The 25,674-nt window shown below is 41.7% G+C and carries 26 protein-coding genes; 17 read left to right on the forward strand and 9 right to left on the reverse strand.

All coding sequences use genetic code 11. From position 1 onward, the window contains the following. The first annotated feature begins 121 nt into the window (after nt 1–121). Entirely contained in the window at nt 122–532 is a 411-nt protein-coding gene (locus BUC20_RS00105) for an OsmC family protein (protein ID WP_073225871.1), read from the forward strand. A gap of 103 nt (nt 533–635) precedes the next feature. Here BUC20_RS00105 and BUC20_RS00110 read toward each other — a convergent pair whose 3' ends face one another. Then, nucleotides 636–1,208: a GNAT family N-acetyltransferase gene (locus BUC20_RS00110; RefSeq protein WP_143166647.1), complete on the reverse strand. Its 573-nt coding sequence runs from the start codon at nt 1,206–1,208 to the stop codon at nt 636–638. Nucleotides 1,209–1,419: 211 nt separating this feature from the next. Here BUC20_RS00110 and proB point away from each other — a divergent pair, with 211 nt between their 5' ends. The 5 genes from proB to BUC20_RS00135 all read left to right on the forward strand — a co-directional run bounded on the left by proB (nt 1,420) and on the right by BUC20_RS00135 (nt 6,444). Next, entirely contained in the window at nt 1,420–2,454 is a 1,035-nt protein-coding gene (proB, locus tag BUC20_RS00115) for a glutamate 5-kinase (protein WP_073225873.1), read from the forward strand. Between the two features lie 7 nt (nt 2,455–2,461). After that, on the forward strand, nt 2,462–3,712 hold the full coding sequence (locus BUC20_RS00120) for a glutamate-5-semialdehyde dehydrogenase (protein ID WP_073225875.1): 1,251 nt from the start codon (nt 2,462–2,464) through the stop codon (nt 3,710–3,712). 149 nt (nt 3,713–3,861) lie between these two features. Further along, the gene (locus tag BUC20_RS00125; RefSeq protein ID WP_234994409.1) at nt 3,862–4,968 is read left to right on the forward strand and encodes a sensor histidine kinase; all 1,107 of its coding nucleotides are present in this window, start codon (nt 3,862–3,864) and stop codon (nt 4,966–4,968) included. Continuing rightward, the gene (locus BUC20_RS00130; protein WP_073225878.1) at nt 4,965–5,399 is read left to right on the forward strand and encodes a response regulator; all 435 of its coding nucleotides are present in this window, start codon (nt 4,965–4,967) and stop codon (nt 5,397–5,399) included. Before BUC20_RS00125 ends, BUC20_RS00130 begins: the two co-directional genes overlap by 4 nt. A gap of 31 nt (nt 5,400–5,430) precedes the next feature. Then, the gene (locus BUC20_RS00135; RefSeq protein WP_073225880.1) at nt 5,431–6,444 is read left to right on the forward strand and encodes a LacI family DNA-binding transcriptional regulator; all 1,014 of its coding nucleotides are present in this window, start codon (nt 5,431–5,433) and stop codon (nt 6,442–6,444) included. A gap of 9 nt (nt 6,445–6,453) precedes the next feature. Here the strand turns inward: BUC20_RS00135 and BUC20_RS00140 are convergent, their stop codons facing one another. Continuing rightward, a complete protein-coding gene (locus BUC20_RS00140; protein ID WP_073225883.1) occupies nt 6,454–8,187 on the reverse strand; it encodes a phospho-sugar mutase in 1,734 nt (577 codons plus the stop codon). Between the two features lie 136 nt (nt 8,188–8,323). Here BUC20_RS00140 and BUC20_RS00145 point away from each other — a divergent pair, with 136 nt between their 5' ends. Then, entirely contained in the window at nt 8,324–9,637 is a 1,314-nt protein-coding gene (locus BUC20_RS00145) for an aspartate kinase (RefSeq protein ID WP_073225886.1), read from the forward strand. 9 nt (nt 9,638–9,646) lie between these two features. Here BUC20_RS00145 and BUC20_RS33845 read toward each other — a convergent pair whose 3' ends face one another. Then, nucleotides 9,647–9,823 carry a hypothetical protein gene (locus BUC20_RS33845; RefSeq protein ID WP_159441017.1) on the reverse strand — a complete coding sequence of 59 codons (177 nt, stop codon included), beginning with the start codon at nt 9,821–9,823 and terminating at the stop codon, nt 9,647–9,649. A 1-nt stretch (nt 9,824) separates the two neighbouring features. Here BUC20_RS33845 and lysA point away from each other — a divergent pair, with 1 nt between their 5' ends. After that, nucleotides 9,825–10,982, forward strand: coding sequence for a diaminopimelate decarboxylase (gene lysA / locus BUC20_RS00150; protein WP_073225889.1), 1,158 nt, complete (start codon nt 9,825–9,827; stop codon nt 10,980–10,982). A gap of 86 nt (nt 10,983–11,068) precedes the next feature. Here lysA and BUC20_RS00155 read toward each other — a convergent pair whose 3' ends face one another. The 5 genes from BUC20_RS00155 to BUC20_RS00175 all read right to left on the reverse strand — a co-directional run bounded on the left by BUC20_RS00155 (nt 11,069) and on the right by BUC20_RS00175 (nt 16,924). After that, nucleotides 11,069–11,689, reverse strand: a complete 621-nt coding sequence (locus tag BUC20_RS00155; RefSeq protein WP_073225891.1) for a class I SAM-dependent methyltransferase — start codon at nt 11,687–11,689, stop codon at nt 11,069–11,071. Nucleotides 11,690–11,709: 20 nt separating this feature from the next. Then, nucleotides 11,710–12,594: a pirin family protein gene (locus BUC20_RS00160; protein WP_073225894.1), complete on the reverse strand. Its 885-nt coding sequence runs from the start codon at nt 12,592–12,594 to the stop codon at nt 11,710–11,712. Nucleotides 12,595–12,707: 113 nt separating this feature from the next. Further along, entirely contained in the window at nt 12,708–13,088 is a 381-nt protein-coding gene (locus tag BUC20_RS00165) for an SRPBCC domain-containing protein (protein WP_073225896.1), read from the reverse strand. After that, nucleotides 13,075–15,711: a DUF3857 domain-containing protein gene (locus BUC20_RS00170; protein ID WP_084528374.1), complete on the reverse strand. Its 2,637-nt coding sequence runs from the start codon at nt 15,709–15,711 to the stop codon at nt 13,075–13,077. The genes BUC20_RS00165 and BUC20_RS00170 overlap by 14 nt, the downstream gene beginning before the upstream one ends. 22 nt (nt 15,712–15,733) lie before the next feature. Then, nucleotides 15,734–16,924, reverse strand: coding sequence for an acyl-CoA dehydrogenase family protein (locus tag BUC20_RS00175; protein WP_073225901.1), 1,191 nt, complete (start codon nt 16,922–16,924; stop codon nt 15,734–15,736). Between the two features lie 134 nt (nt 16,925–17,058). Here BUC20_RS00175 and BUC20_RS00180 point away from each other — a divergent pair, with 134 nt between their 5' ends. The 6 genes from BUC20_RS00180 (at nt 17,059) to BUC20_RS00205 (ending at nt 22,832) form a co-directional block, all read left to right on the forward strand. Continuing rightward, complete coding sequence (locus tag BUC20_RS00180; protein WP_073225903.1) at nt 17,059–17,448, forward strand: dihydroneopterin aldolase; 390 nt, start codon at nt 17,059–17,061, stop codon at nt 17,446–17,448. Nucleotides 17,449–17,543: 95 nt separating this feature from the next. Next, nucleotides 17,544–18,941, forward strand: coding sequence for an FAD-binding oxidoreductase (locus tag BUC20_RS00185; protein WP_073225906.1), 1,398 nt, complete (start codon nt 17,544–17,546; stop codon nt 18,939–18,941). A gap of 143 nt (nt 18,942–19,084) precedes the next feature. Beyond that, complete coding sequence (locus BUC20_RS00190; protein WP_073225909.1) at nt 19,085–19,795, forward strand: response regulator transcription factor; 711 nt, start codon at nt 19,085–19,087, stop codon at nt 19,793–19,795. 2 nt (nt 19,796–19,797) lie between these two features. Next, nucleotides 19,798–21,159 carry a sensor histidine kinase gene (locus BUC20_RS00195; RefSeq protein WP_073225912.1) on the forward strand — a complete coding sequence of 454 codons (1,362 nt, stop codon included), beginning with the start codon at nt 19,798–19,800 and terminating at the stop codon, nt 21,157–21,159. A 237-nt stretch (nt 21,160–21,396) separates the two neighbouring features. Continuing rightward, nucleotides 21,397–21,879, forward strand: coding sequence for a hypothetical protein (locus tag BUC20_RS00200; RefSeq protein ID WP_073225914.1), 483 nt, complete (start codon nt 21,397–21,399; stop codon nt 21,877–21,879). A gap of 20 nt (nt 21,880–21,899) precedes the next feature. Further along, nucleotides 21,900–22,832: a bestrophin family protein gene (locus BUC20_RS00205; RefSeq protein ID WP_073225917.1), complete on the forward strand. Its 933-nt coding sequence runs from the start codon at nt 21,900–21,902 to the stop codon at nt 22,830–22,832. A gap of 134 nt (nt 22,833–22,966) precedes the next feature. Here the strand turns inward: BUC20_RS00205 and BUC20_RS00210 are convergent, their stop codons facing one another. Next, nucleotides 22,967–23,458, reverse strand: coding sequence for an acyl-CoA thioesterase (locus tag BUC20_RS00210; protein WP_073225920.1), 492 nt, complete (start codon nt 23,456–23,458; stop codon nt 22,967–22,969). Nucleotides 23,459–23,534: 76 nt separating this feature from the next. On the opposite strand from BUC20_RS00210, the gene BUC20_RS00215 reads away from it, so the two are divergent. The 3 genes from BUC20_RS00215 (at nt 23,535) to BUC20_RS00225 (ending at nt 25,606) form a co-directional block, all read left to right on the forward strand. Further along, nucleotides 23,535–23,969, forward strand: coding sequence for an Hsp20/alpha crystallin family protein (locus tag BUC20_RS00215; protein WP_073225922.1), 435 nt, complete (start codon nt 23,535–23,537; stop codon nt 23,967–23,969). 130 nt (nt 23,970–24,099) lie between these two features. Beyond that, complete coding sequence (locus BUC20_RS00220; protein ID WP_073225925.1) at nt 24,100–24,681, forward strand: peptidoglycan recognition protein family protein; 582 nt, start codon at nt 24,100–24,102, stop codon at nt 24,679–24,681. Nucleotides 24,682–24,832: 151 nt separating this feature from the next. Beyond that, nucleotides 24,833–25,606 (forward strand): HAD-IIA family hydrolase, encoded by a 774-nt coding sequence (locus BUC20_RS00225; protein ID WP_073225927.1) that lies wholly within the window; start codon nt 24,833–24,835, stop codon nt 25,604–25,606. Nucleotides 25,607–25,674 lie beyond the last annotated feature (68 nt).

Below are 25,674 nucleotides of genomic sequence, written 5' to 3' on the forward strand. Positions count from 1 at the left end.
TTTATTCGGAAGGGAACAGATACAAATTTCCCTTATTTAATGGGTACAGATATTTGCTTTACCGGAGCAGTTTCTGTACTTGATGAATTTGCTAAATAACCACCCTAAAAACAGATAAAATATGAAACGTAATGCAACAGCCGTTTGGAATGGCACAATCAAAGAAGGTGCGGGCCACCTGAGTACGGATAGTAAAGTCTTAGACCAGACGCAATACTCTTTTAACAGCCGTTTTGCAGATGGGATAGGTACCAATCCGGAAGAATTAATGGCCGCTGCACATGCCGGTTGTTTTACCATGAAACTGAGTCTTGACCTGACTGAAGCTGGTTTTACTCCGGGATCTTTAGAAACCAAAGCCACCATATCTCTGGATAATGGCGTGATTACGAGCTCACACCTGGTGTTAAAAGCAAGCGTTCCGGGAATCACTGAAGATCAGTTTCAGGAGATTACTGCTGGTGCAAAAGCGAATTGCCCGGTAAGTAAAGCCTATAATATGGAAATTACACTGGATGCTTCATTAGTTTAAGCATACCCGAAAAACCTCAGGCTCTTTCTTATTCCAGGTCTGAGGTTTTTCTCCAGGTGTACCATGCGGATTCTTTTTACCTGACCTCTGTTCTGATTAAAAACTAGTATTCCTGCAGTACGATATTCCAATGCTCTGAACCATCATGGTAAGAACTTGCGAGTATAAATCCTGCCTTCAGGTGTGATTTCATAGAGACTAAATTTCTGGATACAATTTCTGTAACACAGAGCTCATAGCGATCCTTAAGCAGGTTCTTTGTTTCTGTGTAAAGCCTGTTCAATAAGCCTAATCCTCTGAAATCAGAAGATACACAAACCTGCCCGCCCACGATATAGCGATACTCATTTAATGCCTTGCCTTTATAGCTGACTTTATCAAATTCCTTAAACATAGGAATTAAAGAAGGAATTTTATTACGGAAAGCCAGGGGCATGGCTAAATTGTAACCGATAACCTGACCCTGATTGATGGCGATTACCTGAGGTTCTTCCGCGGCCATTTCCTTCAGCAGTTCAAGTGTATGTTGCGCAAATACAAAACCTTGATTTTCCTGGTTCATTTCCTGTACTGCAGTAAGGTGATTATTTCTTTGTAAAGTCAGAATTTGCTCAAATTCATGGTCAGTGGAGGCAATTTTGAAATTGATCTTCAGGTTATCTTCTCTGCCAGGCATGTTAATTGTTGTTTTTAAGTTTTTATTCAGCATTAAATATAGAAAAAATGTTTCTTTTTGCGGTTTTGTGGCTGTATTTTTTGTGATCATCTGAAAAATGTTTCAAATGAAGCCTGGATTTCTTTGTAACTTCTAAAAACAATAAATCCGGATGAAAAAATGAGGTAAAATTCTTATTTTGGGGCACCAAAAAAATCTCAACCCCAAACCAATGAATAAGCCGATACTTGTTTTGAAATTAGGCACAGCCTCCATCACCACTTCGAAAGGAGAACTTGATGAGGGGGTAATTGCTGATGTTGCTGCCCAGGTAGCAAAACTGGCCAAAGATTACCGGTTAATTCTGGTTTCCTCGGGCGCCGTTGCTGCAGGAAAGCAATACCTGAAAAGTTACAAAGGGAAGATCTCCGAAAGAAAGGCTGCGGCCGCTATCGGTAACCCCATTCTGTTAAACACCTATTCCAAACATTTTCATCCTTATGGCATTCAGATGGCGCAGAGCTTATGTGAGCGCAGACATTTCTCAAATAGAACCCAATTCCTGCAATTGAAGGATACTTATGAGGAATTATGGAAAAACGGGGTGATTCCTATTGCCAATGAGAACGATGTGGTGAGTGATCTGGAACTTAAGTTCTCTGATAATGATGAGCTGGCTACTTTGCTGGGGGTCGGTTTTGGAGCCTCACTGATCTTACTGGGCACCTCTGTGCCTGGGGTATTGGATAAGGATGGCAAGGTGATCGACAAGATTGACTCCATCAATAGCGATGTTTTTTCTCTGGCCAATAAGAAAACCTCTGACCTCGGCCTTGGTGGGATGGTCTCTAAGCTGACTTTTGCCCATTTGGCTTCGACCATGGGGATTAAAGTCGTGATTTTTGGCATCCGTACCGTGAATGGTATTCTGGATGCAGTTCAGGAGAAAACAGGAACTTCCTGTACACCAAAAAACTGTTCCATTTCTGCCAGAAATAAATGGCTGGCCAGCGGCAGTCTGGTAACGGGCAGATTGATGGTTGATGAGGGCGCATGTGAGGCGATCAGGAAACGCAAAAGCTTGCTGGCGGTAGGTGTCGTGGCTGTTGTGGAACAATTCGGTAACGGAGAGATCTTCGAGGTGATCGATGCGGAAAAAAATATAGTGGCGCTGGCCAGGGCAAAAGAAAGTTCAGCAGCCATATTGAAGGATTCAAAACAACATAACCTGGAAATTGCCAATGCCAGTGACATCGTGATCTTATAAGCAGCAAATGGAAACTATAGAAAGTCAATTGATCAACGCTAAAAAAGCAAGATACTCCATCGCTTCTTTAAGTGATAATGACCGTCAGGAAATCCTGATCAGGCTGGCAAAGGTGATCGCCGGGAAATCAGCAGAAATCATCACGGAGAACCTTAAAGACCTGCAAAAAATGCCGGATACAGATCCTAAAAAGGACCGTTTGCTCTTAAACGAAGCAAGGATCCTGGCACTGGCAGAGAGCCTTCGGGATGTGGCGGCTTTACCAGATCCTACAAACCAGTTGCTCTCTGAGCAAACCATGGCAAACGGACTCTTTATCCAAAAGAAAACGGTAGCCCTTGGTGTGGTAGGTGTGATTTATGAGTCCAGACCAAATGTGACGATAGATGTGGCGGCGCTTTGTATCCGGTCTGGAAACGTTTGCCTGCTGAGAGGCGGACAAGATGCGTATCATACCAACCTTTTCCTTGTTTCCCTCATTCAGGAGGTATTGACTTCATCAGGGATAGATAAGAATGTAGTGCAGCAATTACCTGCTGATCGTAAATATATTCTGGACATCCTCAAAGCGGAGAAATACATTGATGTGATCATTCCACGGGGTTCCAATGAACTGATTGACTTTGTGCGTAAAAATGCACTGGTTCCGGTGATAGAAACCGGTGCGGGTGTATGTCATACCTATATCGAAACCTCTGCGAAACTGAAAGAAGGAGCTGAAATCGTTTTCAATGCAAAAGTATCCCGTCCCTCGGTTTGTAATGCACTGGATACTGTATTGATAGACGAAGCGGTTGCGGATGATTTTCTGCAGATCTTATCGCCTTTACTGGCCACAGGAAAAGTCGAGATCTTTGCCGATGAAAGAGCGTTCAGTATCCTGAGTAAAACGAATTACCCTCAGCTTGTTCTTGCTGCTCCGGAAGATTTCGGGCGGGAGTTTCTGGACTATAAATGTTCGGTTAAAATCGTAAAGAATATAGAAGAAGCGCTGGCTCATATTTCTGATTTTTCTTCTAAACATTCGGAAGCCATCGTCACTGAAAATGCCGGTTCTGCAGAACGTTTTCTGGAGGAAGTAGATGCCGCCGTAGTTTACTTAAATGCCTCTACCAGGTTTACTGACGGACAGGTGTTTGGGCTGGGTGCGGAGATCGGAATATCTACCCAAAAACTCCATGCAAGAGGACCTTTTGCATTGGAAAAACTGGTCACAGAAAAGTGGATTGTAAGAGGGGATGGGCAAACCCGGAATTAGGGGATAGCATGCAATTCCCCACTTGGGGAAAAAAGAAGGACAATATTTGCCATACTGATCAGAAAATACCTACAAATAGGTATTACTACCTGTTTTTAGGTATGTGGCTTGACTTTTGAATATCATGAGAGAAAAACTGTCCCTGATAAATGCAAAATAATTTAAGCAATCCTCAACCTCTGCTATTAAAAATGCTGGGCGAAATAGAGGATTATGCAATTCTGTTTCTTGATCGACATGGAAATGTTGGCAGCTGGAATAAAGGAGCTGAAAAGATGAAAGGATATTCCTCAGAAGAAATTATTGGCTTGGATTTCAGGGTTTTTTATACGGAAGAAGCGAGGAAGAACAGAATTCCGGATCTTTTGCTGGAAGAAGCGCTATTGAAAGGAAAGGTGCAGCACAGGGGATGGAGGGTAAGGAAAGATGGGAAATTATTCTGGGCTCATGTGACCATTACCACCATCTATGATGACGACAATGAGGTCATGGGCTTCTCTAAGTTTACCCGCGACCTGACCGATAAATTGAACGCGGAAAAGGCACTTAAAGAATATGCACGCTTATTGGAATTCAGAAATAAGGAGCTGGAGCAATTCGTATATATTGCTTCTCATGACTTGCAGGAGCCACTCCTGACAGTCAATAATTTTATAGGGTTATTAAGAAAAGATTACGGGGAGCTGTTTGATGAAAACGGCGAATTATATCTCAAATACATCTGTGAGTCCACAGAGAAGATGAAATATCTCATCAAAGGTTTACTGGATTATGCCAGACTGGGAGCGCCCGCCCCCAGGGAACGTGTGAATTGTAATTTTTTACTGGAAACGCTGAAGCTGGAGCTTTCTGAAAAGATTGCAGCTTCCGGATTGACGATTGAGTACGACCATCTGCCGGAGGTTTATGGTTATGCTGCTGAATTAAAACAACTTTTTCATCACCTGATCAGCAACTCGCTGAAATTCAGAAAAAAGGATGTGCTTCCAAAAATCCAGATTATGGCTACAGAGGACGATCAATACTGGAACTTCGATTTCAGCGATAATGGAATCGGGATAGAAGCGAAGTATAAGGAGAAGATCTTTTCCATTTTTCAACGCCTGCATAGCCATGAGGATTATGAAGGTCATGGAATCGGGCTTTCTCATTGTAAAAAAATTGTAGAACTCCATGGGGGGGAGATCTTTGTGAAATCTGTCTTAAATCAAGGCAGCACTTTTTGTTTTAGTCTGAAAAACAATGTACCCCTATGAAAAAATTTAAGAATTTAAATTGTGTATTGCTGGTAGATGATGATGTCCCAACAAATTACATCCATCGGAGAATCGTTCAGAATACCAATATCGAAGTGAATGTCAAATCGATCACTTCGGCACAGGAAGCACTGGATTACCTCACCTTTTCAGGGAAGTATGAGCACGACGATACCTTAAGGCCGGGAATTATTTTCCTGGACATCAATATGCCCGGAATGAGTGGCTGGGATTTTATGGAAGAATATGGGAAAATCGATGCAGCACATAAAGCAAGGACAATCGTGATCATGCTGACCACTTCTTTGAATCCTGACGATGAATTAATGGCTTCTGAGAATAAAGAGATTGTAACATATATGCATAAACCACTCAATGAAGATGCTTTTGTTAAAATTGCAGGTAAATATTTTGAGGAGATTAACAATTAATTCTATAGATTGGCGGTAAATTAATTAACGAATGAAACCTCCATCTATTAAAGATATTGCTAAGAGAGCAGAAGTATCGATCACTACCGTTTCCTTTATCTTAAATGGTAAAGCCGAAAAGATGCGCATCAGTAAGGAGGTCATTAAGCGGGTCGAAGAGATCATTCTGGAGCTGGGCTTTAAGCCTAATCAGGTGGCCAGAAGTCTTAGAACCGGTAATACAAAGACCATTGGTCTGATTGTAGAGGATATTTCCAATCCGTTTTTTTCGGCCATTGCCAGACTTATTGAAGATAAAGCGTATAAAAAAGGTTATAAGATCAGTTATTCCAGTACGGAGAATGATCCTGTAAAAGCAAGAGAACTGATCGAGATGTTCAAGTCGAGAAAAGTTGATGCTTATATCATTGCACCCGTTCCGGGAATTGAAGAAGACATTAAACAATTGCTCGCAGAACGGATTCCTGTGGTCATCTTTGACCGGAATCTGCCTGACCTTGATGTCAATTACGTGGTGGTCGACAACTTTGAAGGAGGCTATTCGGCAGCAGAATTTCTCTTGAAAAAAGGAAAGAAAAACATTGCCTTCGTTACGGTAGATGTAGAAGTTGATCAGATCAACAACCGTTTCCTGGGTTACCAGAAAGCGCTGAGAGATTACGGCATTGAATCCAATGAGAAAACGCTGGTCAAAATCCCTTTCGACAGTACAGAAGAAGATACCAATGAAAGATTAAAGGTGTTATTTGAGGAGAATCCTCAGCTGGATGCAGTGTTTTTCTCTACGAACTACCTCGCGGTTAGGGGCTTATTCTTTTTCAAAACCATTCAGAAACCGATCAATGATGATTTCATGATTGTGGCTTATGATGATCAGGATGTATTCAGGATTCATAGTCCTCCGATCAGTGTGGTAGATCAACCCATAGAACAGATCGCTGAAAAGATCATTGATGTCATTCTTCAGGAACTTTCTGTGGATAGATCTTTACCCCAGACTGAAAGAAGTAAGGTAATTTTACCTACTAAATTTATAGAAAGATGATTTAGAGGCTTAAGCCTCTAAATCTTTCATAATCGCTTTAACTTTGTCGCCAAGTCTGGCATCCGTTTCTTTAAAGCTTTCTTTATCTTTTAATGGTGCGTTTACGCTGCAATAGAACTTGATTTTAGGCTCTGTTCCGGAAGGTCTTGCTGAAACAATGCTGCCATCAGCAGTAATGAATTGCAATACATCCGATTTCGGAAGTTCAAGTTTCTTTTTCTCTCCGCTGATTAAATCAGTTTCTGTACCGAGCTCATAATCTTTCAGGGTAGCCACTTTAGCACCGCCAAGGGTAGCAGGTGGGTTGTTTCTGAATTTTTCCATCATGGCTTTGATCTCTTCAGCTCCGGTTTTTCCTTTTTTAGTGATGGAAACCAGTTCTTCTTTATACAAACCGTATTCTACATACATGTCTAACATGGCATTGTACAGACTGCTGCCTTTATCTTTGTAGAAAGCGGTCATTTCAGAGATGAATGCACAGGAAACGATTGCATCTTTATCCCTCACCAGTTCGCCGATCAGGTAGCCATAGCTTTCTTCACCACCACCTATAAAGGTCTTTTTGCCTTGCAGGCTGGTCATGAGTTGCCCGATCCATTTGAATCCGGTTAGGGTATTGTAAAAGGTGACGTTTTTCTTTTTCGCAATCTCTTCGATCAGGTTACTCGTTACAATGGTTTTCACAATGTACTGATCGCCGGTTAGTTTTCCTTTTTCTTCCCATGCACTCAGCAGGTAATTGATCAGTAAGCTTCCGGTTTGGTTTCCATTCAGCAATACAAATTGTCCGTCGTTATTTTTTACCGCGATACCTACTCTGTCGGCATCAGGATCTGTTGCCAGTACCAGGTCGGCATCAATTTCTTCAGCTTTTTTAAGGGCCAGGGTTAAGGCTTCTTTTTCTTCCGGATTTGGGTAAACCACGGTAGGGAAATTGCCATCCGGTGTACTTTGTTCTTCTACCAGGGTCAGGTTGGTAAAGCCAAACTGTGCCAATGCCTGAGGTACAAGTGTGATTCCGGTACCATGAATAGGAGAGTAAACGATTTTCAGGTCTTTCTGGCGGGCGATGGCTTCCGGAGATACCGATAGTTCGGTGATCTTATCCAGGTAAAGCTGATCAATTTCTTCTCCGATCAGTTCAATATTTGCCGCTACACGGTCGAATTTTACCTGATCGATGTTTGTGATTTTCGCCACCTCATCCATTACCATCGTGTCATCAGGTGAAGTGAATTGTCCACCATCTGCACCATATGCTTTATAACCATTGTATTCTTTAGGGTTGTGTGAGGCGGTCAGCATCACACCACTGCGGCAACCCAGCTCTCTGATGGCAAAAGAAAGTTCTGGTGTTGGTCTCAATGCCTTGAAGAAATAAACATGGATTCCGTTGGCAGAAAATACATCAGCAGTAATGCCAGCGAAATAATCTGAATTGTTACGGCTGTCGTGCGCAATGGCTACTTTAATCTTTTCGCCAGGGTATTTTTGAAGCAGGTAATTACACAATCCCTGTGTTGCCGTTCCAATGGTGTACTTATTGATCCTGTTGGATCCTGCACCCATGATCCCGCGTAATCCACCTGTTCCGAACTCCAGATTCCTGTAAAAAGAGTCTGTCAGCTCCGTAAAAGCTTCTTTGTCTAAAAGCTGTTGAATTTCTTCTTTTGTTTTCGTGTCGTAATTACCATTAAGCCATTGGTTGATGGTGTCTAAGGTTGCGGCTTCTAATTGCATATTATAGGGTTAAAACTGATGATTCCAAATTTTATTTTGTGTATTTCGCATTAAATGTCGGCGATTTTTTTAATTTCACGCCCAATTACAAGTATATAGCCAATTTATCAAAAAATAAAATTCTTACCTCAATTAAATGAAGATATTAAAGTTTGGAGGAACTTCCGTTGGAAGCCCTGAGCGCATGAAAAAGTTGCTGGATATCATAAATCCGGCCGAAGAGCAAATTGTGGTCCTGTCGGCCGTGTCTGGCACAACCAATAGTTTAGTGGAAATTTCAAGCAAACTTCTGAAGGAGGATAAACAGGTGGCGTTAAGTTTAATTAACGCATTAAACCAGAAATATAATGAGTTTGTAGTTGAGCTATTACCTGAAGGCGAATTCCGCGGTCAGGGACAGGAAGTGGTGGATTATCATTTCAGCTTCTTAAGCTCGTTGGTGAATGATATTTTTACCCCGATCGAAGAGAAGGTAGTCCTTGCACAAGGGGAATTGCTATCTACTACTTTGTACCATATTTACCTGAAATCTATCGGTGTTCCATCCGTATTGCTTCCTGCATTGGATTTCATGAAAATTGACGAAGACAATGAGCCGGATGTTCCTTACAGTACCAAGCATTTGCAGCCATTACTGGAACAGCATAAAGGAAACAAATTGTTCATCACTCAGGGTTTTATCTGCAGAAACAGCTTTGGTGAAGTAGACAACCTGCGTCGTGGGGGAAGTGATTATACGGCTTCTTTGATTGGTGCTGCAATTATGGCGGAAGAAGTTCAGATCTGGACAGACATCGACGGGATGCACAACAATGATCCGAGGATTGTAAAAGGTACGAAGCCCATCTCTCATCTTTCATTTGATGAAGCTGCTGAGCTTGCTTATTTCGGGGCAAAGATTTTACATCCACAGTCGGTATTCCCGGCACAAAAATACAAGATCCCTGTCCGTTTATTGAACACAATGGAGCCACAGGCTGCCGGAACGTTGATTTCTACAGACAGTGAAAAAGGAAAGATCAAATCTATTGCTGCTAAAGACGGCATTACGGCCATCAAGATCCAGTCAAGTAGAATGTTACTGGCTTATGGTTTCCTTAGAAGGGTATTCGAAATCTTTGAGCGGTATAAAACGCCAATCGATATGATTACCACCTCCGAAGTTGCCGTTTCTTTGACAATAGATTTTACCGATAACCTGGATAAAATAGTAGAAGAGCTGCATGCTTTCGGTTCAGTAGAGATCGATAATGACCAGAGCATCGTTTGTGTAGTAGGTGATTTCAGTGCAGATAAGCATGGTTATGCAGCACGCGTACTGGATTCGATTAAACACATTCCTATCCGGATGATCTCTTATGGAGGGAGTAATTACAACATCTCCCTGCTGATCAATACGAAGGATAAAACGGAAGCTTTAAAGAGTTTACATAACCGTTTGTTTGAATAGGAGACGGGTTTACCGTTTTCTTAACCAGACAACAATGGCAAAGAGAATGATGACCAGTCCAAAAAAGAGCCTGACCCTGCGGTCGTACTCTTTACTGCTCATCTTTTTGTTCTTATAATCGAGATAATTGCCGAAATAGATTAAACTCAAAACAACGATAAAAAATATAATCAGATACTTGAACATTATGTTTTCCGATAAAGATATAGCACGTTTCGCAAATTTAGAAACACCCTTTTATTATTATGACCTTACTTTACTGCAAAAAACGTTAAGTGATTGCGCAGCGGCCGCTAAGGTATATAATTTTCATGTGCACTATGCCATGAAAGCAAATTTCAATCCTGCAGTTTTACAAAAAATCAAAACCGTGGGTTTTGGTGCAGACTGCGTAAGCGGGGGAGAAGTGAACAAGGCGATTGAAATTGGTTTCGACAAAAAGCAGGTTGTTTTTGCGGGGGTGGGTAAATCCGACCGCGAGATCAATGCCGCCCTGGACCATGACATTTTCTGCTTTAATGTGGAGTCTATTCAGGAGCTGGAAGTGATCAATGAGCTGGCCGCAAAGAAAGGAAAAGTAGCGAGGGTGGCGATCAGGATCAACCCAAATGTGGACGCACATACGCACCATAACATTACCACCGGACTGGATGAGAATAAATTTGGGGTAAATTCATGGGATTTACCTGCCTGTGCGGATACTTTAAAAAACAGCCCGAATCTTGAATTTATAGGGATTCACTTCCATATCGGATCGCAGATCACGAATCTGGATGTGTATAAAAACCTTTGCGTTCGTGTAAACGAATTTGCAGTATGGTTTGAAGAACGTGGATTTATTGTGAAGGTGTTAAACGTTGGTGGTGGTTTAGGAATTGATTACCACAATCCGGAACAACAGGTGCCTGATTTTGCTGCATATTTCAAAGTATTCCAGGATTTTCTGGAAGTAAGGTCTAACCAGGAGGTACATTTTGAACTGGGAAGGGCATTGGTAGGTCAGTGTTCCTCACTGATCAGCAGGGTGCTTTACGTGAAAAACGGAAAGAAAAAGAACTTTATCATTTTAGATGCAGGGATGACAGAGCTGATGAGACCGGCATTGTATCAGGCCTACCATAAAATTGAAAACATCTCTAAACTTGCAGTTGCTGATGCGTTAAAATACGATGTGGTTGGACCGATTTGTGAAAGCACAGATTGCTTTGGTAAAGAGGTAGAATTGCCGGAAACTTTCCGTGGTGACCTGATTGCTTTGCGCAGTACAGGAGCGTATGGAGAAGTAATGGCTTCGCACTACAATTTAAGAGAGAACATCGTGTCGGTGTACGACACAGAAGGATAAAACGTAAAACAGAAAGATAAAACGTAAAAAGGAGATCATTAACGATCTCCTTTTTTATTGCATTTGATGATTTCTTTTGCACTTAATTAATTTTTATGGCATTTGATCAGAAAGAAGGGCTGGCTTTCATTGATGCTTGTAATTTCAAATAATCCGGCTTTGCTAAATTCTGATTTTATAGATTCCTCATCATAAAAGAACATCTGTACCCCATCAAATATTTCGTAACGGTCTTTGCTGATGTGCTTGCCCTGTCCGTAGGTATGTGCTGCCTTCGAAATTACGGTAAAGACCATGTAGCCATCGTCTGACAGTTGATCATAGCAATCACGGATTAATTTTTCCCTTTCGCTGCTGTCCAGTAAATGAATTAAAGCATAGCAAAAGATCCCATCATATTGGTTTTGATCAAAAGGCATATCGGTTACGGAACCATGATGGATCACCATATCTGTTCCATAATGTTTTTCCGCCATTTCAATCGCCGTTTTAGAAATCTCAATTCCGGTTACAGTTATCCCGCTTTCTTTAAAAATTTGCGCGTTCCTTCCGTAACCAATTCCAGGTATCAGGATATTCTTCAGCGATTTTTCAACAAAAAAATCCCTGGTCAGGAGGGCAGATTTTGAAGGTTCAAAGCCCCACATTTCTTGTTTTTCTTCAAAGGCTGATTCCCAGAATTCTGGTTTTCCGGCTTCATTTGCCATAATGTATGCGATTTATAAGCTTATTTTTTTGGATATTCCGGCAGGGGTACAAACTCCTGATCATCACCCGGTATTTTAGGAAAAGTTTGTGCTTTCCAGTCTTCACGTGCCTGATTGATCCTTTCTTTATCCGAAGATACAAAGTTCCAGTTGATGTGACGTGCTTCCGGTAATTCCTCTCCTCCAAAGATATACAGGGTGGTGCCTGCTTCTATTTCAAATTCACAAAGTTTACTGTCGTGAGCCACCAATAGTTGTTTCGTTCCAAAATTGCTTCCTTCCGCATTGATGCTGCCATTTAAGATGTACAAGCCACTTTCTCCGTACAGGTGTTCCCCAATTTTTACATGTTGGGTAGTGTCAGACTTTATTTCAATGAAATACAGTTTACTGTACACCGGAACCGGAGATTCTTTTCCGAAGGCGGAGCCGGCAATGAGTTTGATTTGCAGGCCATTCTGTTCCCAGGAAGGAAGGTCAGCTTCTTCAACATGCGAAAAGCTGGGCTCAATTTCTTCCAGTTCTTTAGGTAAGGCAATCCAGATCTGAAGACCATGGAGGGTATATGGCTTATTTTGCAGGCGTTCGGGTCTTCTTTCAGAATGAACCACACCTTTTCCGGCAGTCATCCAGTTTACCGCACCTGGTTTGATTTCAGCTACTGCACCAGTGCTGTCACGGTGCATGATGGCGCCTTCAAACAGAAAGGTCAGGGTCGATAAACCGATATGTGGATGGGGTGGGACATCTGCATTTTGTTCTGCGCTGACCTCAACGGGGCCCATATGATCGATAAATACAAAAGGCCCTACATGGCGTTTATCAATAAAAGGCAGCAGACGGCCAACCATAAAATTGCCGATACTGGCTGCTTTTTCCGGGATGATGATTCCTATATTTGACATATCATTTTTTTTATCTAAAATACGGCTTTAATCAAGACCTGCCCATTACCATATGTTAAGAAATATGAATCTGGTTTTACACTTCAAAAACAGGAAGAAATAAAGGCTTGATGTTACTCTTCGAAAAAGTCGATCAGACCACCAAAATAATATTCGGTTAATCCGGAAGTGAACTCTTCATAATCTTCATCAGGGATATTGGTTTGGACGAATTCCAGTGAAGTACCTTTTTTATCTGCATGAAGTTTAATGGTCACGATAGAAGGTTCATTTTCTTCTCCGAAATACCATTGCTGAACTATCTTTTTGCCGTATTCCAGTTCCAGGTTTTTACCCACGATATCGCCATCCCAAAAAGAGAATTCTGTGTTTACTTCTTCGGTAAATTCTGCTTCAGCGCCTGTCCACAGTTGAATGCTTTGTGCTTTTGTCATTGCCCAGTACACCTCTTCAGGAGGGGCAGGGAGGGAGTAGTATTTTTTAAATGTTTTCATGATCAGTGTTATCTTGTCGTTTGGCGGTAGCCTGATGGTTATAATGTTTCATCATTTCGGTCCGCCATTCTAATTCTGAATATGGAAATACAAATGTTTCTTCGACGCGCACAGACTTCTTCAAATATAAAATCCACAATAAACTGAAGATCATTGAACCGATCAATCTGCTGATTTCTGTTTTTACAGGGGAGATTCCGATGTCGTCTTTTAACAGCCAGTAAATGCCACAATTCAAAATTAAAAAGCAAATATATCCAAATAAGAAGGGAATATAGAGTGCAGAGAAGCTTTTACGCCTGTTAAAGAGTAAAAATATACCTAAGATCGAAGCGCATAACAGGATTCCGAAGGAGATCGCCTGTAAAATAAGCATCCCTTTTACACTGTATTCCAGTAAGGTAGATTCCTGAGTCAGGCCTTTCCAGACCTGATGGTCCCATAGTCTGAAAGACATCACTCTGGCTAATAATCCGAACGGCAGTAATACTGCCTGAATGCTTAGTAAGATCAGCCAACCCCTGATTGGTTTTGCTTCCTGAATCTCTTCTAAGGAGTAAGGGGAGTTGGACTGGTAAATTTTCAGGGCGTAAATGACCGAAATCACAAGGGTGATGATCGTGATGATCACCAGAAAGGGATTCCCTATGCCGGCAGTTGCAGCAGGTCCCCAGGAGATGTAATAACTGAGGTGATCCAGGACTTTTGCCCTTGCCTTTACATATGATTTTACTTCTGAGCCATTAATAAAGGCCTTCTTTCCCCTAAAGGTATAACTGAGGGTTAGTGTTTTGTCTTTTTGATGACCATTGCTTTCGAAAAAGAAATAATCATTGTCTACCGTAACCGGATTGATGTCCATGTTCCATCTTTCCGGCGTAATGATCTCTATAAACTGTTCGATATTGACCGGAGATTTCAGCGATAGTGGTGCCGTTCTCGCTTTTGCGGGAATATTCCGCATCTCATGACTGATCATATCTGCCACAAAAGAAACATAGGGGCGACCATCATCTGCATCTGTAGCCCAGATGTCACTGATTTCATAGCTTTCTGTAACTTCCAGTGTATTGGTTGCATCATTGTCTCTGATCACAATTTCCCCGGCTTGCGAGATATTGGTGTAAAGTTTTGAATAATACTCCAGGTAAGATTTTTCTAAATCATCCGTTCCGGTCTCTGCCAGTTCCGACCGCATATTATCTGCATACTGACCTGTATACGTTGTTTTAATGAGAAGTTTTGCCTGTTGATCTGCTGTGGTATCCGGCAGGGTAAAACTGAGTTTGGCTACCTGTTTGCCTGTCGGCTTGCTGATCACTCTTTCCAGTGCATTTACCCCTTTTTTAACCACTAATGCATAGCCATAATCAGGGAAATATATTTGATCCACGGGGCCTCTCTGATAGGAGATGGTGGGGTCTATCCATATTTTTTTCTGCTGATGCTCCACCAAAACCACGACATGGTTAAAGGCAAATGGGCTGGGCAGTGTTTCATTCGTTTTTACAGTGGTATAGGTATCAGCATAAGCCATATAAGCGCTGATGTTCATCGGAGCGAGCAGGTGAACCAATAATAAAGACTTATCCTTACAGTCACCATAGCGCTGTTTCATCACTTTCTCCGGCGAGTTAGGTTTATGGGAATACTGGCCCACTTCAATACCCATATACCTGATTTCGTCCTGTACAAACCTGGTGGCCAGCTCCAGGTATTTATCAGGCTTATTTCCGGATTTTGCTTTTAGTTCCTGAACTTTTTTATCGAGTAATGGGGAATTCAGATTGGGGTAATCATTGATCATCAACCCCCAGTTGACCACTTCATTCCAGTTTTTATATTCTGTGAGCTGTGTTCTTCTGAGTGGGCTGTACCAGGAAGGCTCAAAATCTGTCACCCGATGGGTTTTTGTTAAGCGGCTTTCCCATTCGTACAAGGTCAGTCCATCTTTTTCAGAAACTTTTGGCCCATTATTGAAATTGAAGTTCTTCATCTGAAATGACCTGCTTTTACTGAAGATCATATTGGTATAAAGGTGACCTACGCTGCTGGCCCCTTCAAAGTAAAGTTGAGTGGCATGTTTCTGACCAAAAATGGGGTTGTTGCCTTTGATCGTATAAGCATATTCAATGCGGTCTCCTTTTCTCACATCATCCAGAAGCAGGAAAGCGTCGTAAGTCCCGCTGTAAATAAATTTAGAAAGGTCCTTTTCCGTTTGCAGGACTTTAAACTTATGGGACTGCAGCAGGTCTGTAGACTGGTTATTTCTCCATAACAGGATCTTGTGGAAGATCAGCTTCTGAAAACCCGGTTCGTAAGTTACAGAGACTTCTGATCCGTTTTGTACGCCTGCATCAGATACGATCTCGCGGATGATATGGGTATATTCTTCCTGTAATTCTACATGGTTCTGGTTTTCATAAAGAGAAAGGAAATAGCCGTCAGAAATGTCTTTGGCAGGAGGGCTGGCTCCTTTACGGTCTGCTTTGACTGTCCATGAAGGATCTTTACGGTCGATGCTGAAGTTTTTTCCTTGTCCGGATGCAGTGCTGATGGCTATAAAACATAAAAATGCCAATAGGGGCATTTTTATGTTGATGTGAAATGTGGTGGAGCGCATCTATCTGAAAGATTGATTGGGTTTATTTGAAGGCATTTAGTCCGGTCACATCCATACCGGTGATCAATAAGTGGATGTCATGTGTACCTTCATAAGTAACTACCGATTCCAGGTTCATCATGTGTCTCATGATCGAGTATTCACCGGTGATCCCCATTCCGCCTAACATTTGTCTGGCGTTACGAGCGATGTCCAGTGCGATCTCCACACTGTTTCTCTTCGCCATAGAAATCTGCTCCGCAGTAGCCCTGTTTTCGCTTTTCAAGACGCCTAAACGCCATACTAACAATTGCGCTTTGGTAATTTCAGTCACCATTTCTGCGAGTTTCTTTTGTTGCAGCTGGAATCCTCCGATAGGTTTTCCGAACTGTACACGTTCTTTAGAATAGCGTAATGCAGTATCGTAGCAGTCCATCGCAGCACCTAACGCACCCCAGGCAATCCCATAACGGGCCTGGTTTAAACAGCCCAACGGGCCTTTTAATCCGCTGATTTCAGGGAAAATATTTTCTTTAGGCACTTTTACATTGTCAAATACCAGTTCTCCGGTAGCTGAAGCCCTTAAGCTCCATTTGTTATGTGTTTCGGGAGTGCTGAAGCCTTCCATTCCTCTTTCTACCACTAACCCTCTGATTTTTCCGGATTCATCTTTAGCCCATACCACTGCGATATCGGCGAAAGGGGCATTGGAGATCCACATTTTAGCGCCATTTAAAAGGTAATGGTCGCCTTTGTCTTTTATATTGGTTACCATTCCACCTGGATTAGATCCATGATCAGGTTCGGTTAATCCGAAACAGCCCATCAGTTCTCCGGTAGCTAATTTTGGTAAATATTTTTTACGTTGTTCTTCTGTGCCATAAGCATAGATCGGGTACATCACCAATGAGCCCTGTACAGAAGCGGTAGATCTGATTCCCGAATCGCCACGCTCTATTTCCTGCATCAGGATCCCGTAAGCGATATAGTCGAGTCCGGCACCACCGTACTCCACTGGGATGGTTGGTCCGAAAGCACCAATTTCTCCCAGACCTTTGATCAGGTGTTTCGGGAATTCTGCCCTCTGTGCATAGTCCTCAATGATGGGACTCACTTCTTTCTTTACCCAGTCTCTGGCTGCAGAGCGGATCAGCTTGTGTTCTTCTGTAAGTAATTCGTCGAGTAAATAATAATCAGGAGCTTCGTAAAGGTCTTTTTTGGCAGATTTATTCATTGTTTACACTATATTTGGTTAAGTGATCAGCTTTGCTTTTGTTTGAAACGGGATTTTTTCGAACCCCTTTGCTTCAAAGGTAATAATTTCGGGGAATGGCTGGTGAAAACCGTCCAAAAAATTAATTTTGCCAAATGAGTTCAGCAAATAACTATATACAGACCGTTGCGTTAAGAGATGTAAAGTGTTTCGCCCTGCATGGGTGGTACCCGGAAGAACATTTAACCGGGATTTACTTTTTGGTAGATGTGGTGGTTACCTTTGTTCATTCCGGAGATACAGAAAACCTGAACCATACCGTGAATTATGAAGTGATCAATACCATCATTCTGGAAGAAATGCAACGCACCCAAAAGATGCTGGAAACGGTAGTGAAAAACATTCTGGACCGTGTGATTGCCCATTATCCTTTTGTGCGGACTGCTCAGGCAGGGATCCGCAAAATGAACCCGCCAATGCCGGGCGAAGTGGGGCATTCTTTTGTTCAGTTAAGTTATACTGCTCCTGAAGAAGCTTCTGCTTAAATTAAATACATTGTTAGATCAAACCCTCTTAAATTAATTGAACATTAATATCATTTTTAAATTACTCCGCTTAAAGATTAAAAACCAAATATATAATGGAATACACTAAAATAACTTCAGAATTGCTGGAGCTGATCAAAACGGCTGTTGGCGCGGAAAGTGTTTTTACGGATGAAGATTCTTTAAATACTTATTCTCACGATGAGACTGAAGATTTAAAATATTACCCTGAAGTAGTGGTAAAACCTAGAAATACGGATGCTGTAGCTGCTTTATTAAAGTTATGTAATGAACAGCATGTTCCTGTAACTCCCCGCGGTGGCGGAACCGGATTAAGCGGTGGTGCATTGCCGGTTTTTGGTGGAGTGCTGCTTTCTATGGAAAAGTTCAAACAAATCATAGACATTGATACGGAGAACCTGCAGGCTGTAGTGGAGCCAGGTGTAATCACTCAGGAATTTATGGATGCTGTTGCAGAAAAAGGATTGCTTTATCCCATAGACCCTTCGAGTAAAGGTTCCTGCTTTATCGGCGGAAATGTGGCGCATGGCTCCGGCGGACCAAGAGTGGTAAAGTACGGTACCATTCGTGAATATATCCTGAACCTGGAAGTGGTCCTGCCAACAGGTGAGGTGATCTGGACAGGTGCAAATACGTTGAAGTATGCCTCGGGTTATAACCTGACGCAGCTGATGATCGGTTCGGAAGGAACCTTAGGGGTGGTGACCAAGATTGTCACCAAACTGATTCCAAGGTCTCAGCACAGTGTCTTGATGATGGCTTCTTTTTCGGAGAATGAACAAGCCTGTGGCGCAGTGTCTGCGATATTCAGGGCAGGGGTGATTCCTTCTGCTTTGGAATTTATGGAAAGAAGAGGGGTAGAGTGGGTAGTAGAATATGACGACATCAAGTTTGACCTTAAAGACGGCGTGAATGCTTTTCTGTTGATCGAATTTGACGGGAATGATATGGATACCATTTTTAAGGACTGTGAACAGGTGAATGCCGTGTTGGAAGAGTTTGGTTGTACAGATGTACTATTTGCTGATACAGCGATGCAAAAGGACGAACTGTGGAGAATCAGACGGACCATGCCTGAGTCGGTGAAATCAAACTCCATTTATAAAGAAGAAGATACGGTAGTACCAAGAGCAGCCCTGCCTCAGCTGATTAAAGGAATTAAAGAGATTGGCGGCAGATATGGCTTTGAAAGTGTGTGTTACGGACATGCGGGTGATGGAAACCTGCATGTGAACATCATCAAAGCAGGGATGAGTGATGAGGATTGGAAAAACAAGTTGAAAGACGGTATTGTTGAAGTGTTTGAACTGACCAGTGCATTGGGCGGAACCATTTCCGGAGAGCATGGGATTGGTTTGGTACAGAAGGATTTTATGCCGATTAAATACAGTGAAATCAATCTGAACCTGATGCGCAGCATCAAAAAAGTATTTGACCCATCAGGGATCCTGAATCCTGGAAAAATCTTTTAAGGTTTTTACAACTGGAATAAGAAAGGATGACCGGATTAATTTCCGGTCATCCTTTTTTTATGGAAAATTTAATGTCAGATAAAGGTCAGACCTTTGAATTGGGGATTGGTTTTTGATGTAGCATGTTCTATTTTAGAAAAATAATGGATAAAACAAAGATTTTGCTGGTTGAAGATACACCGGATCTGGTTTCAATAATAGTGAGGGGACTGGCTGCAGAAAATATGGAAGTAAGTGTGGCGGGAGATGGGATTACCGGATTGGAAATGGCATTAAAATACGATTTTGACGGGATTGTTTTAGATATTATGCTTCCCGGAATGAATGGTATTCAGGTATGTAAGGAAGTCAGAACTAAAAACTCTGCTATTCCGATATTGATGCTGACTGCTTTGGGGAGTACAGAGAATGTGGTGACCGGCCTGGAGAGTGGAGCTGATGATTACCTGGTTAAGCCGTTTAATTTCGTAGAACTGGTGGCTCGTATCAAAACCTTATTAAGGAGAAGTAAAGGGCATATGAACATCGCTTCCGATGTTTTAAGTATTGCAGATCTTCAGGTGAATACGAGTTCAAAGTCGGTCAGCAGGTCAGGACAGGCTGTTCAGCTTACCGCAACTGAATACCGTTTGCTGGAATACCTGTTGAAAAATCAGAATAAGGTGCTTTCAAGGGTCCAGATTCTGGAAAATGTATGGGATATTGATTTCAATATGGGGACTAATGTGGTCGATGTATACGTCAATTACCTGAGAAAGAAAATTGATGCCGGTGCTAAAGAGCGCCTGATTCATACGGTATTTGGAATGGGATACATCATGAAACATTCCCTTGAACACCAGGAGCTCCGTTAGGTATGAAGATTCAGACTAAGATTACCCTTCTTTTCTTCAGTATTGGAGCCGTTGGACTCATTTTATTAAATTTCACCATTTTCTATTTTGTTTCCCAGTTCAACTTTCAGGATTTCTTTAAGCGGCTGGAAGCGAGGGTAAACCTGGCGGCCGACATTTACATTCATCCTGATGAGCTTTCCTCAACCTATAAGGAGATGAGGACAAAGTATCTGGAGAAGCTGGAAGATGAGCAGCAATACATCATCGGACTGGACTCTTTAAACAGGTTAAACGGGGATGTTCCCAAAAATATTCCCGGTGATTTTTTCTATCAGGTGCTGAAAGAAGGAAAGGCCAGTTATAATGAAGATAACCGTTTTTTTTACGGAAAGTTATTTAAAGAAAAAAAGGAGAAGCATATTGTAATTGTGACTGCTTTAGATCCTTATGGTTTTCGCGAGTTGGAAACATTGAGGAAGGTCATGATTTTTGTCTTCATCATCTCTTTGTTTCTAACCTATATTGCCGGTAAAGTGTTTTCCCATTATACCGTTAATCCGATTCGGACTGTGATGAGAAAAGTAAAGAACATTTCGGCCAATAACCTGCATTCCAGGTTGGAAGAACTGGGTGGGAACGATGAAATGTCTGAGCTGGTGCTTACATTTAACAATATGCTGAACCGTCTGGAAACGGCATTTGAAACTCAGAATAACTTTGTGAGCAATGCTTCTCATGAGCTTAAAACCCCATTGTCGATCATTACCGGAGAGGTGCAACTCCTGCTTGCGGGAGGAGAATTGTTGCCAGCTGCAGAAAAATCTGCCAAGGTCATTCTCTCTCATGCAGAACAACTGGAACACATTATCACCAGTTTGCTGGGTTTAGCGCAATCGGGATTTGATGGAAAAAAGCAAAACTGGCAGAAGATCAGGATTGATGAGCTGGTGATGATGGTGGCGGGATTCGTTAAGAAAATTGACGAAAAGAGTGTGCTGGAGCTTGATTTTTCTGCACTTCCCGAAGATGAATCTCTATTGTATACAGAAGGGAACGTCAATTTATTGCAGCTGGCATTGAGTAACATTATTCTGAATGCCTGTAAATACTCCAGTCACCAGACCGTGAAGATTGAGCTGCGTTTAGAGCATAAAAGAATTTTGATCGTGGTGACTGATCAGGGGATCGGGATTCCTGTAAAAGATCAGCAGTATATATTTGAACCTTTTTTCCGGGCATCCAATACCAGCGAGTTTAACGGACATGGAATCGGTCTGCCACTTACACTCAATATTATCCGCTTACACAAAGGCTCAATTGGTATAAATTCTGAAGTAGAAAAGGGAACGCAAATGCGGGTGGTATTGCCCATCAGTTCCTGATTTATCCGGGCTTTTTCCAAATTATTCCTTCCTTTTTCTAATGACTTTCTAATAAGTTGGTTTTCAAAATATTCGTTTTGGGAATAAACAGCATTGAGAGGTCAGCAGGCATGATATTGCCCGCAGGTTTTTGTTGTAAACTCTAATCAAATTATAATTTTTTCCTTAAGCCCTCCTAATTTCTGTCCGGTAAAATTGCATAAGTAATTAAAGTTTAACCCCTTAAAACAAATTAATATGCAAACCATTTTAATCCCAACAGATTTTAGCACTTCCAGTCTGGACTGTATGTCTCAGCTTTGTTCTCAAAACCATTCAGAGGAGCTGACTTTGGTTTTTGTTCATATGTTTAAGCTTTCTGATTCTATCGGAGACTTGCTGATGTTGTCCAGAAGATCCAGAGAATATGAATATGTAGGTGAATCATTTTACCAGCAATGCGATGAATTGAGGGTTCAGTTTCCGAATATAAAAGCAATTAAAATCGAGTTTTTTTACGGAAGTACGCTTGTGCTGTTTAGAGAATTTCTGGACTTTCATGAAGTAACTGGTATTCTTCATCCCTCAAATTGTTCCTGGAGCAGCATTAACGGGGCCAGCATTAATCCCAATGTCTTAGCGCATAAACTGGGATTGCCGGAGGTAACGATCAGAAGAAGACCAGCGGGTATCCCTGTAGCGGAAGGACTCGTTGTATTGCGTGAAGAAGTTGTTGTTTAGCATTCCTAACCCCAGAATTTATGTTATTAAAAGAAAATATTCCTGTTCAGTATATCCTGGGCAAGATCAAGAAAGAGATGCTGTGGGTAACTGTTTATGCAGTCCTGATTGCTGTCCTGTATGAGAATTTTCATATCACCCGGATATCCATTCCAATTGCTGTTCCTACCATTCTGGGGACTGTTATTTCCCTGTTACTCGCCTTTAAATCCAATCAGGCTTACGACAGGTGGTGGGAGGCAAGAACCATCTGGGGTGCAATCGTGAACGACTCCAGAACGCTGACACGGCAGCTCATTACATTTATTGATGTGCCTTTTGGCTCATCTGATGAGCATTCATTTTGTGAGCGTGTGGCAAAAAGACAAATTGCCTGGTGTTATAGCCTTAGCAGGCATTTGAGAAGAGAGGATCCGCTTCATCAGCTGGAACGTTTTATCAGTGCCGAAGATATCGCATATATAAAGAGGTATAATAATATCCCGCTGGCTTTGCAGGAGCTTCAGGCAAGGGATCTGCGTAATGCTTTTAAGCTGGGCTGGATCAATGAATTTCAACAGATTCAGATCGATAAAACGTTAACGGCCTTTTCAAATGAAATGGGTGGATGTGAAAGGATTAAGAATACGGTGTTTCCATCTACCTATGCGGTGTACATTCATTTTTCACTGATTCTGTTTATTATGCTCCTGCCTTTCGGACTGATTGAGTTCTTTGGGATTATTGAAGTTCCCCTGGTGATTGCAATTTCCTGTTCTTTTTTCTTAATTGAGAAAATGGCAATTCATCTGCAAGATCCTTTTGAAAATAAGCCCACAGATACGCCTACCACGACCATCTGCCGGACGATTGAAAAAGACATCAGGCAGATGCTTAAAGAAAGCCATCAGCATGATGAAGATCTAAAAGATAAATCTGTGCTTAATGAAGCGAATATATTTTATATCCTTTAAAGCTGTTTTAAAAAGTATCGATGAAACAGCAGCAATGAAATCCCCAATCCCTGGGCGTTTAAACCTTTGTGCCGGGTAGTTCAAACTATCCCGGTGCAGGGTTTTTACCGTTTAAGAATAGAACTTAGGCAGGTTTAATTTCCCTCCAGCTGTTCAAATGAAATCATTCTTGCCCTTTCGTGTTCAGGAATAGGGGCGGCAGCTTTTGTATCGTAGTCGAAGGCCACGCAGACTGTTTTCCCTTTACTGCAAACCACTTCTTTTCCATGTTCGTGTTTTACCAGCAGATACTCCAGGTCAAAGCTGCTGTTTCCGATTCTCGAAGTCCTCACATACATGCTGATTTTATCGTCGATCAGGATCGGAACGACATAGTCCAGGCTGGCCTTTGCGATGACAACACCGGTCTTCTTCCAGTCCCATTTAATAGCCACATTCCAGTACTTTGATCTGGCCACTTCCAGGTAAGTAAAGTATACTGCGTTATTCACATGGCCGAACATATCAAAATCAGCAAAACGGGTTTCAATCTCTGTTTTATACTTAAAACTGTCTAAATGGTTGATGATGTCTGCCTTTTTGTCTTGTGTTTTTGATTTGTTGCGCCAAAATGTCTTGAGATTCATAAAAAATACGGTTGGTATGAGTGTTGATTAGATGCTTAGTATAAAATTAAAACTTAAAAAATAGGAGAAATAAACAATGACACTAGTAAAATTTAACAACAGAACCAGAAACACTGCTCCATACTTTAACAACGTATTTGACTCTTTGTTTAGTGAGGCATTAAATAAAAATTTAACTGTAAACAAAATTCCGGGAGTAAACATTCTGGAAACTGAAGCAGAATATAAAATTGAATTGGCTGCCCCTGGTTTAACAAAAGAAGATTTTCAGATCAACTTAAAGAAAGATACACTTTCTGTATGGGCTGAGAAAAAAACAAGCGAAACTGATGAGAAAAAAGATTATAGCCGTAAAGAGTTTGATTATTTCTCCTTCGCCAGATCATTCGTATTGCCTGAAAGTGTAGATGCAGAAAAAATTGCTGCTGAATACATCAACGGGATTTTAAACATCACGATTGGTAAAAAAGATGAATCTAAATCTGCTACTAAAGAGATTAAAGTTTCTTAATACAAGAAAATACAAAGTTTTCATAATTGGTTTGGTTTAAGGTTGTAAGGGCATATCGGGAGATATGTCCTTATTTTTTTGCTTTAGAACAGAATGTTAAGATTTTTGTTATCCTATAAATCCCTGATCAATGAAAGCCATCGGAAAATTTATACTGCTGGAGCCGGAGGAATTTGATTCCTGGCTGAAGCTCCAAAGAAAGACAAGCAGAGCGATAAAACTCGTTCAATTACACCACACTTATATTCCTGCTTACAGTCATTTCAAAGGCGACAATCATTTTGCCTTATGTGAAGCTATGGAGCGCGCTCATCTTGAGCGTGGTTTTGCAGAAATCGCACAGAATTTTACCACCTTCCCCGATGGGAAGATCATGGTCTGCAGGAGTATGGATACCATCCCGGCAGGGGTAAAAGGAGCGAACACGAATGGAATATGCATAGAGAACGTGGGGAACTTCGATAGAGGAAAGGATGTGATGACTGAAGCGCAGCGCTCTGTGATCTTAATGATGACGAAAAGTTTGCTCGCTCATTTCGGCCTTGTGGCCAGCGATCAGAGTGTAATTTATCACCATTGGTATGACCTGAATGCCGGTAAACGGATCAAAGTGGAAGGTACTGGGGTCACTAAAAGCTGTCCCGGGACGAACTTCTTTGGAGGGAATACGGTAGCTGATTTTAATGCGCATTTGTTGCCTTTGCTAACCTGAAAACCATCCATATCATCAACTCATTATTAAGTCGGCAATACCAATTTGCAAAGAGTTGGACCTTGCTTTTAATCACTGAGTTATATGTGCATATTTGTTGTACTGTAAATTGAGCAGCAAAATTCTAAATCATTATTACGAACAACAAAATATGAAACACGGACTTCTAATTGACATGGATGGTGTCATTTACAGCGGCGAAACTTTAATAGAGGGCGCGGATAAGTTTATTGCCAATCTGCTTAAAAACGATATACCCTTTACTTTTATGACCAATAATAGTCAACGGACCCGATTGGATGTGGTACGTAAGCTAAAACTTCTTGGTATTGAAGTGACTGAAAAACATGTTTATACCAGTGCGATGGCAACGGGTAAATTCCTGGGCGACCAGGGCGAAAACGGAACTGCTTATGTGTTAGGAGAGGGTGGACTGATTACCAGTTTACATGAAAATGGCATCAACCTCGTGAATACCGATCCGGAGTTTGTGGTATTGGGCGAAGGCCGGAATTTTACTTTGGAAATGGTGCAACGCGCTGTCGATATGATCCTTGCAGGAGCTAAATTCATCACGACCAATCAGGATCCATCTCCTAAAAAACCAGGATGGAATAATCTGGGTATTGCTGCCACTACTGCAATGATCGAAGAGGCAACAGGAAGGAAGGCTTTTGTAATCGGCAAGCCAAGCCCGGTCATGATGCGTTCGGCCAGAAAATATTTAGGATTGGAAACCGCAGAGACGACTGTAATTGGCGATACGATGGAAACGGATATACAGGGAGGGGTGCAAATGGGTTACAAAACCATATTGGTTCTATCCGGAATCGCAAAAAAAGAAAGTTTAAGTGAGTATGCCTTTAAACCGGATTTGATAGTTGGCTCGGTAGATCAGCTTGAATTCCCACTGAAATGGTGGTAAGAAGACATTTAGTTAATTAAAAAAAGAGGCTATCCCTTTGCGGAGATAGCCTCTTGAAATTATGCTTT

The organism is Pedobacter caeni, assembly GCF_900129215.1.
Classification (GTDB): Bacteria; Bacteroidota; Bacteroidia; order Sphingobacteriales; family Sphingobacteriaceae; genus Pedobacter; species Pedobacter caeni.

What these genes read in the sequence shown, in the direction of transcription:
- BUC20_RS33845 (WP_159441017.1), bottom strand. Translation starts at nt 9,823, where the DNA reads ATGTTCAAGTATCTGATTATATTTTTTATCGTTGTTTTGAGTTTAATC.
- BUC20_RS00135 (WP_073225880.1), top strand. Translation starts at nt 5,431, where the DNA reads ATGAAACCTCCATCTATTAAAGATATTGCTAAGAGAGCAGAAGTATCG.
- BUC20_RS00215 (WP_073225922.1), top strand. Translation starts at nt 23,535, where the DNA reads ATGACACTAGTAAAATTTAACAACAGAACCAGAAACACTGCTCCATAC.
- BUC20_RS00105 (WP_073225871.1), top strand. Translation starts at nt 122, where the DNA reads ATGAAACGTAATGCAACAGCCGTTTGGAATGGCACAATCAAAGAAGGT.
- BUC20_RS00195 (WP_073225912.1), top strand. Translation starts at nt 19,798, where the DNA reads ATGAAGATTCAGACTAAGATTACCCTTCTTTTCTTCAGTATTGGAGCC.
- BUC20_RS00155 (WP_073225891.1), bottom strand. Translation starts at nt 11,689, where the DNA reads ATGGCAAATGAAGCCGGAAAACCAGAATTCTGGGAATCAGCCTTTGAA.
- BUC20_RS00110 (WP_143166647.1), bottom strand. Translation starts at nt 1,208, where the DNA reads ATGCCTGGCAGAGAAGATAACCTGAAGATCAATTTCAAAATTGCCTCC.
- BUC20_RS00200 (WP_073225914.1), top strand. Translation starts at nt 21,397, where the DNA reads ATGCAAACCATTTTAATCCCAACAGATTTTAGCACTTCCAGTCTGGAC.
- BUC20_RS00185 (WP_073225906.1), top strand. Translation starts at nt 17,544, where the DNA reads ATGGAATACACTAAAATAACTTCAGAATTGCTGGAGCTGATCAAAACG.
- BUC20_RS00175 (WP_073225901.1), bottom strand. Translation starts at nt 16,924, where the DNA reads ATGAATAAATCTGCCAAAAAAGACCTTTACGAAGCTCCTGATTATTAT.
- BUC20_RS00190 (WP_073225909.1), top strand. Translation starts at nt 19,085, where the DNA reads ATGGATAAAACAAAGATTTTGCTGGTTGAAGATACACCGGATCTGGTT.
- BUC20_RS00205 (WP_073225917.1), top strand. Translation starts at nt 21,900, where the DNA reads ATGTTATTAAAAGAAAATATTCCTGTTCAGTATATCCTGGGCAAGATC.
- BUC20_RS00170 (WP_084528374.1), bottom strand. Translation starts at nt 15,711, where the DNA reads ATGCGCTCCACCACATTTCACATCAACATAAAAATGCCCCTATTGGCA.
- lysA (WP_073225889.1), top strand. Translation starts at nt 9,825, where the DNA reads ATGTTTTCCGATAAAGATATAGCACGTTTCGCAAATTTAGAAACACCC.
- BUC20_RS00140 (WP_073225883.1), bottom strand. Translation starts at nt 8,187, where the DNA reads ATGCAATTAGAAGCCGCAACCTTAGACACCATCAACCAATGGCTTAAT.
- BUC20_RS00160 (WP_073225894.1), bottom strand. Translation starts at nt 12,594, where the DNA reads ATGTCAAATATAGGAATCATCATCCCGGAAAAAGCAGCCAGTATCGGC.
- BUC20_RS00220 (WP_073225925.1), top strand. Translation starts at nt 24,100, where the DNA reads ATGAAAGCCATCGGAAAATTTATACTGCTGGAGCCGGAGGAATTTGAT.
- BUC20_RS00120 (WP_073225875.1), top strand. Translation starts at nt 2,462, where the DNA reads ATGGAAACTATAGAAAGTCAATTGATCAACGCTAAAAAAGCAAGATAC.
- BUC20_RS00125 (WP_234994409.1), top strand. Translation starts at nt 3,862, where the DNA reads ATGCAAAATAATTTAAGCAATCCTCAACCTCTGCTATTAAAAATGCTG.
- proB (WP_073225873.1), top strand. Translation starts at nt 1,420, where the DNA reads ATGAATAAGCCGATACTTGTTTTGAAATTAGGCACAGCCTCCATCACC.
- BUC20_RS00130 (WP_073225878.1), top strand. Translation starts at nt 4,965, where the DNA reads ATGAAAAAATTTAAGAATTTAAATTGTGTATTGCTGGTAGATGATGAT.
- BUC20_RS00145 (WP_073225886.1), top strand. Translation starts at nt 8,324, where the DNA reads ATGAAGATATTAAAGTTTGGAGGAACTTCCGTTGGAAGCCCTGAGCGC.
- BUC20_RS00165 (WP_073225896.1), bottom strand. Translation starts at nt 13,088, where the DNA reads ATGAAAACATTTAAAAAATACTACTCCCTCCCTGCCCCTCCTGAAGAG.
- BUC20_RS00210 (WP_073225920.1), bottom strand. Translation starts at nt 23,458, where the DNA reads ATGAATCTCAAGACATTTTGGCGCAACAAATCAAAAACACAAGACAAA.
- BUC20_RS00225 (WP_073225927.1), top strand. Translation starts at nt 24,833, where the DNA reads ATGAAACACGGACTTCTAATTGACATGGATGGTGTCATTTACAGCGGC.
- BUC20_RS00180 (WP_073225903.1), top strand. Translation starts at nt 17,059, where the DNA reads ATGAGTTCAGCAAATAACTATATACAGACCGTTGCGTTAAGAGATGTA.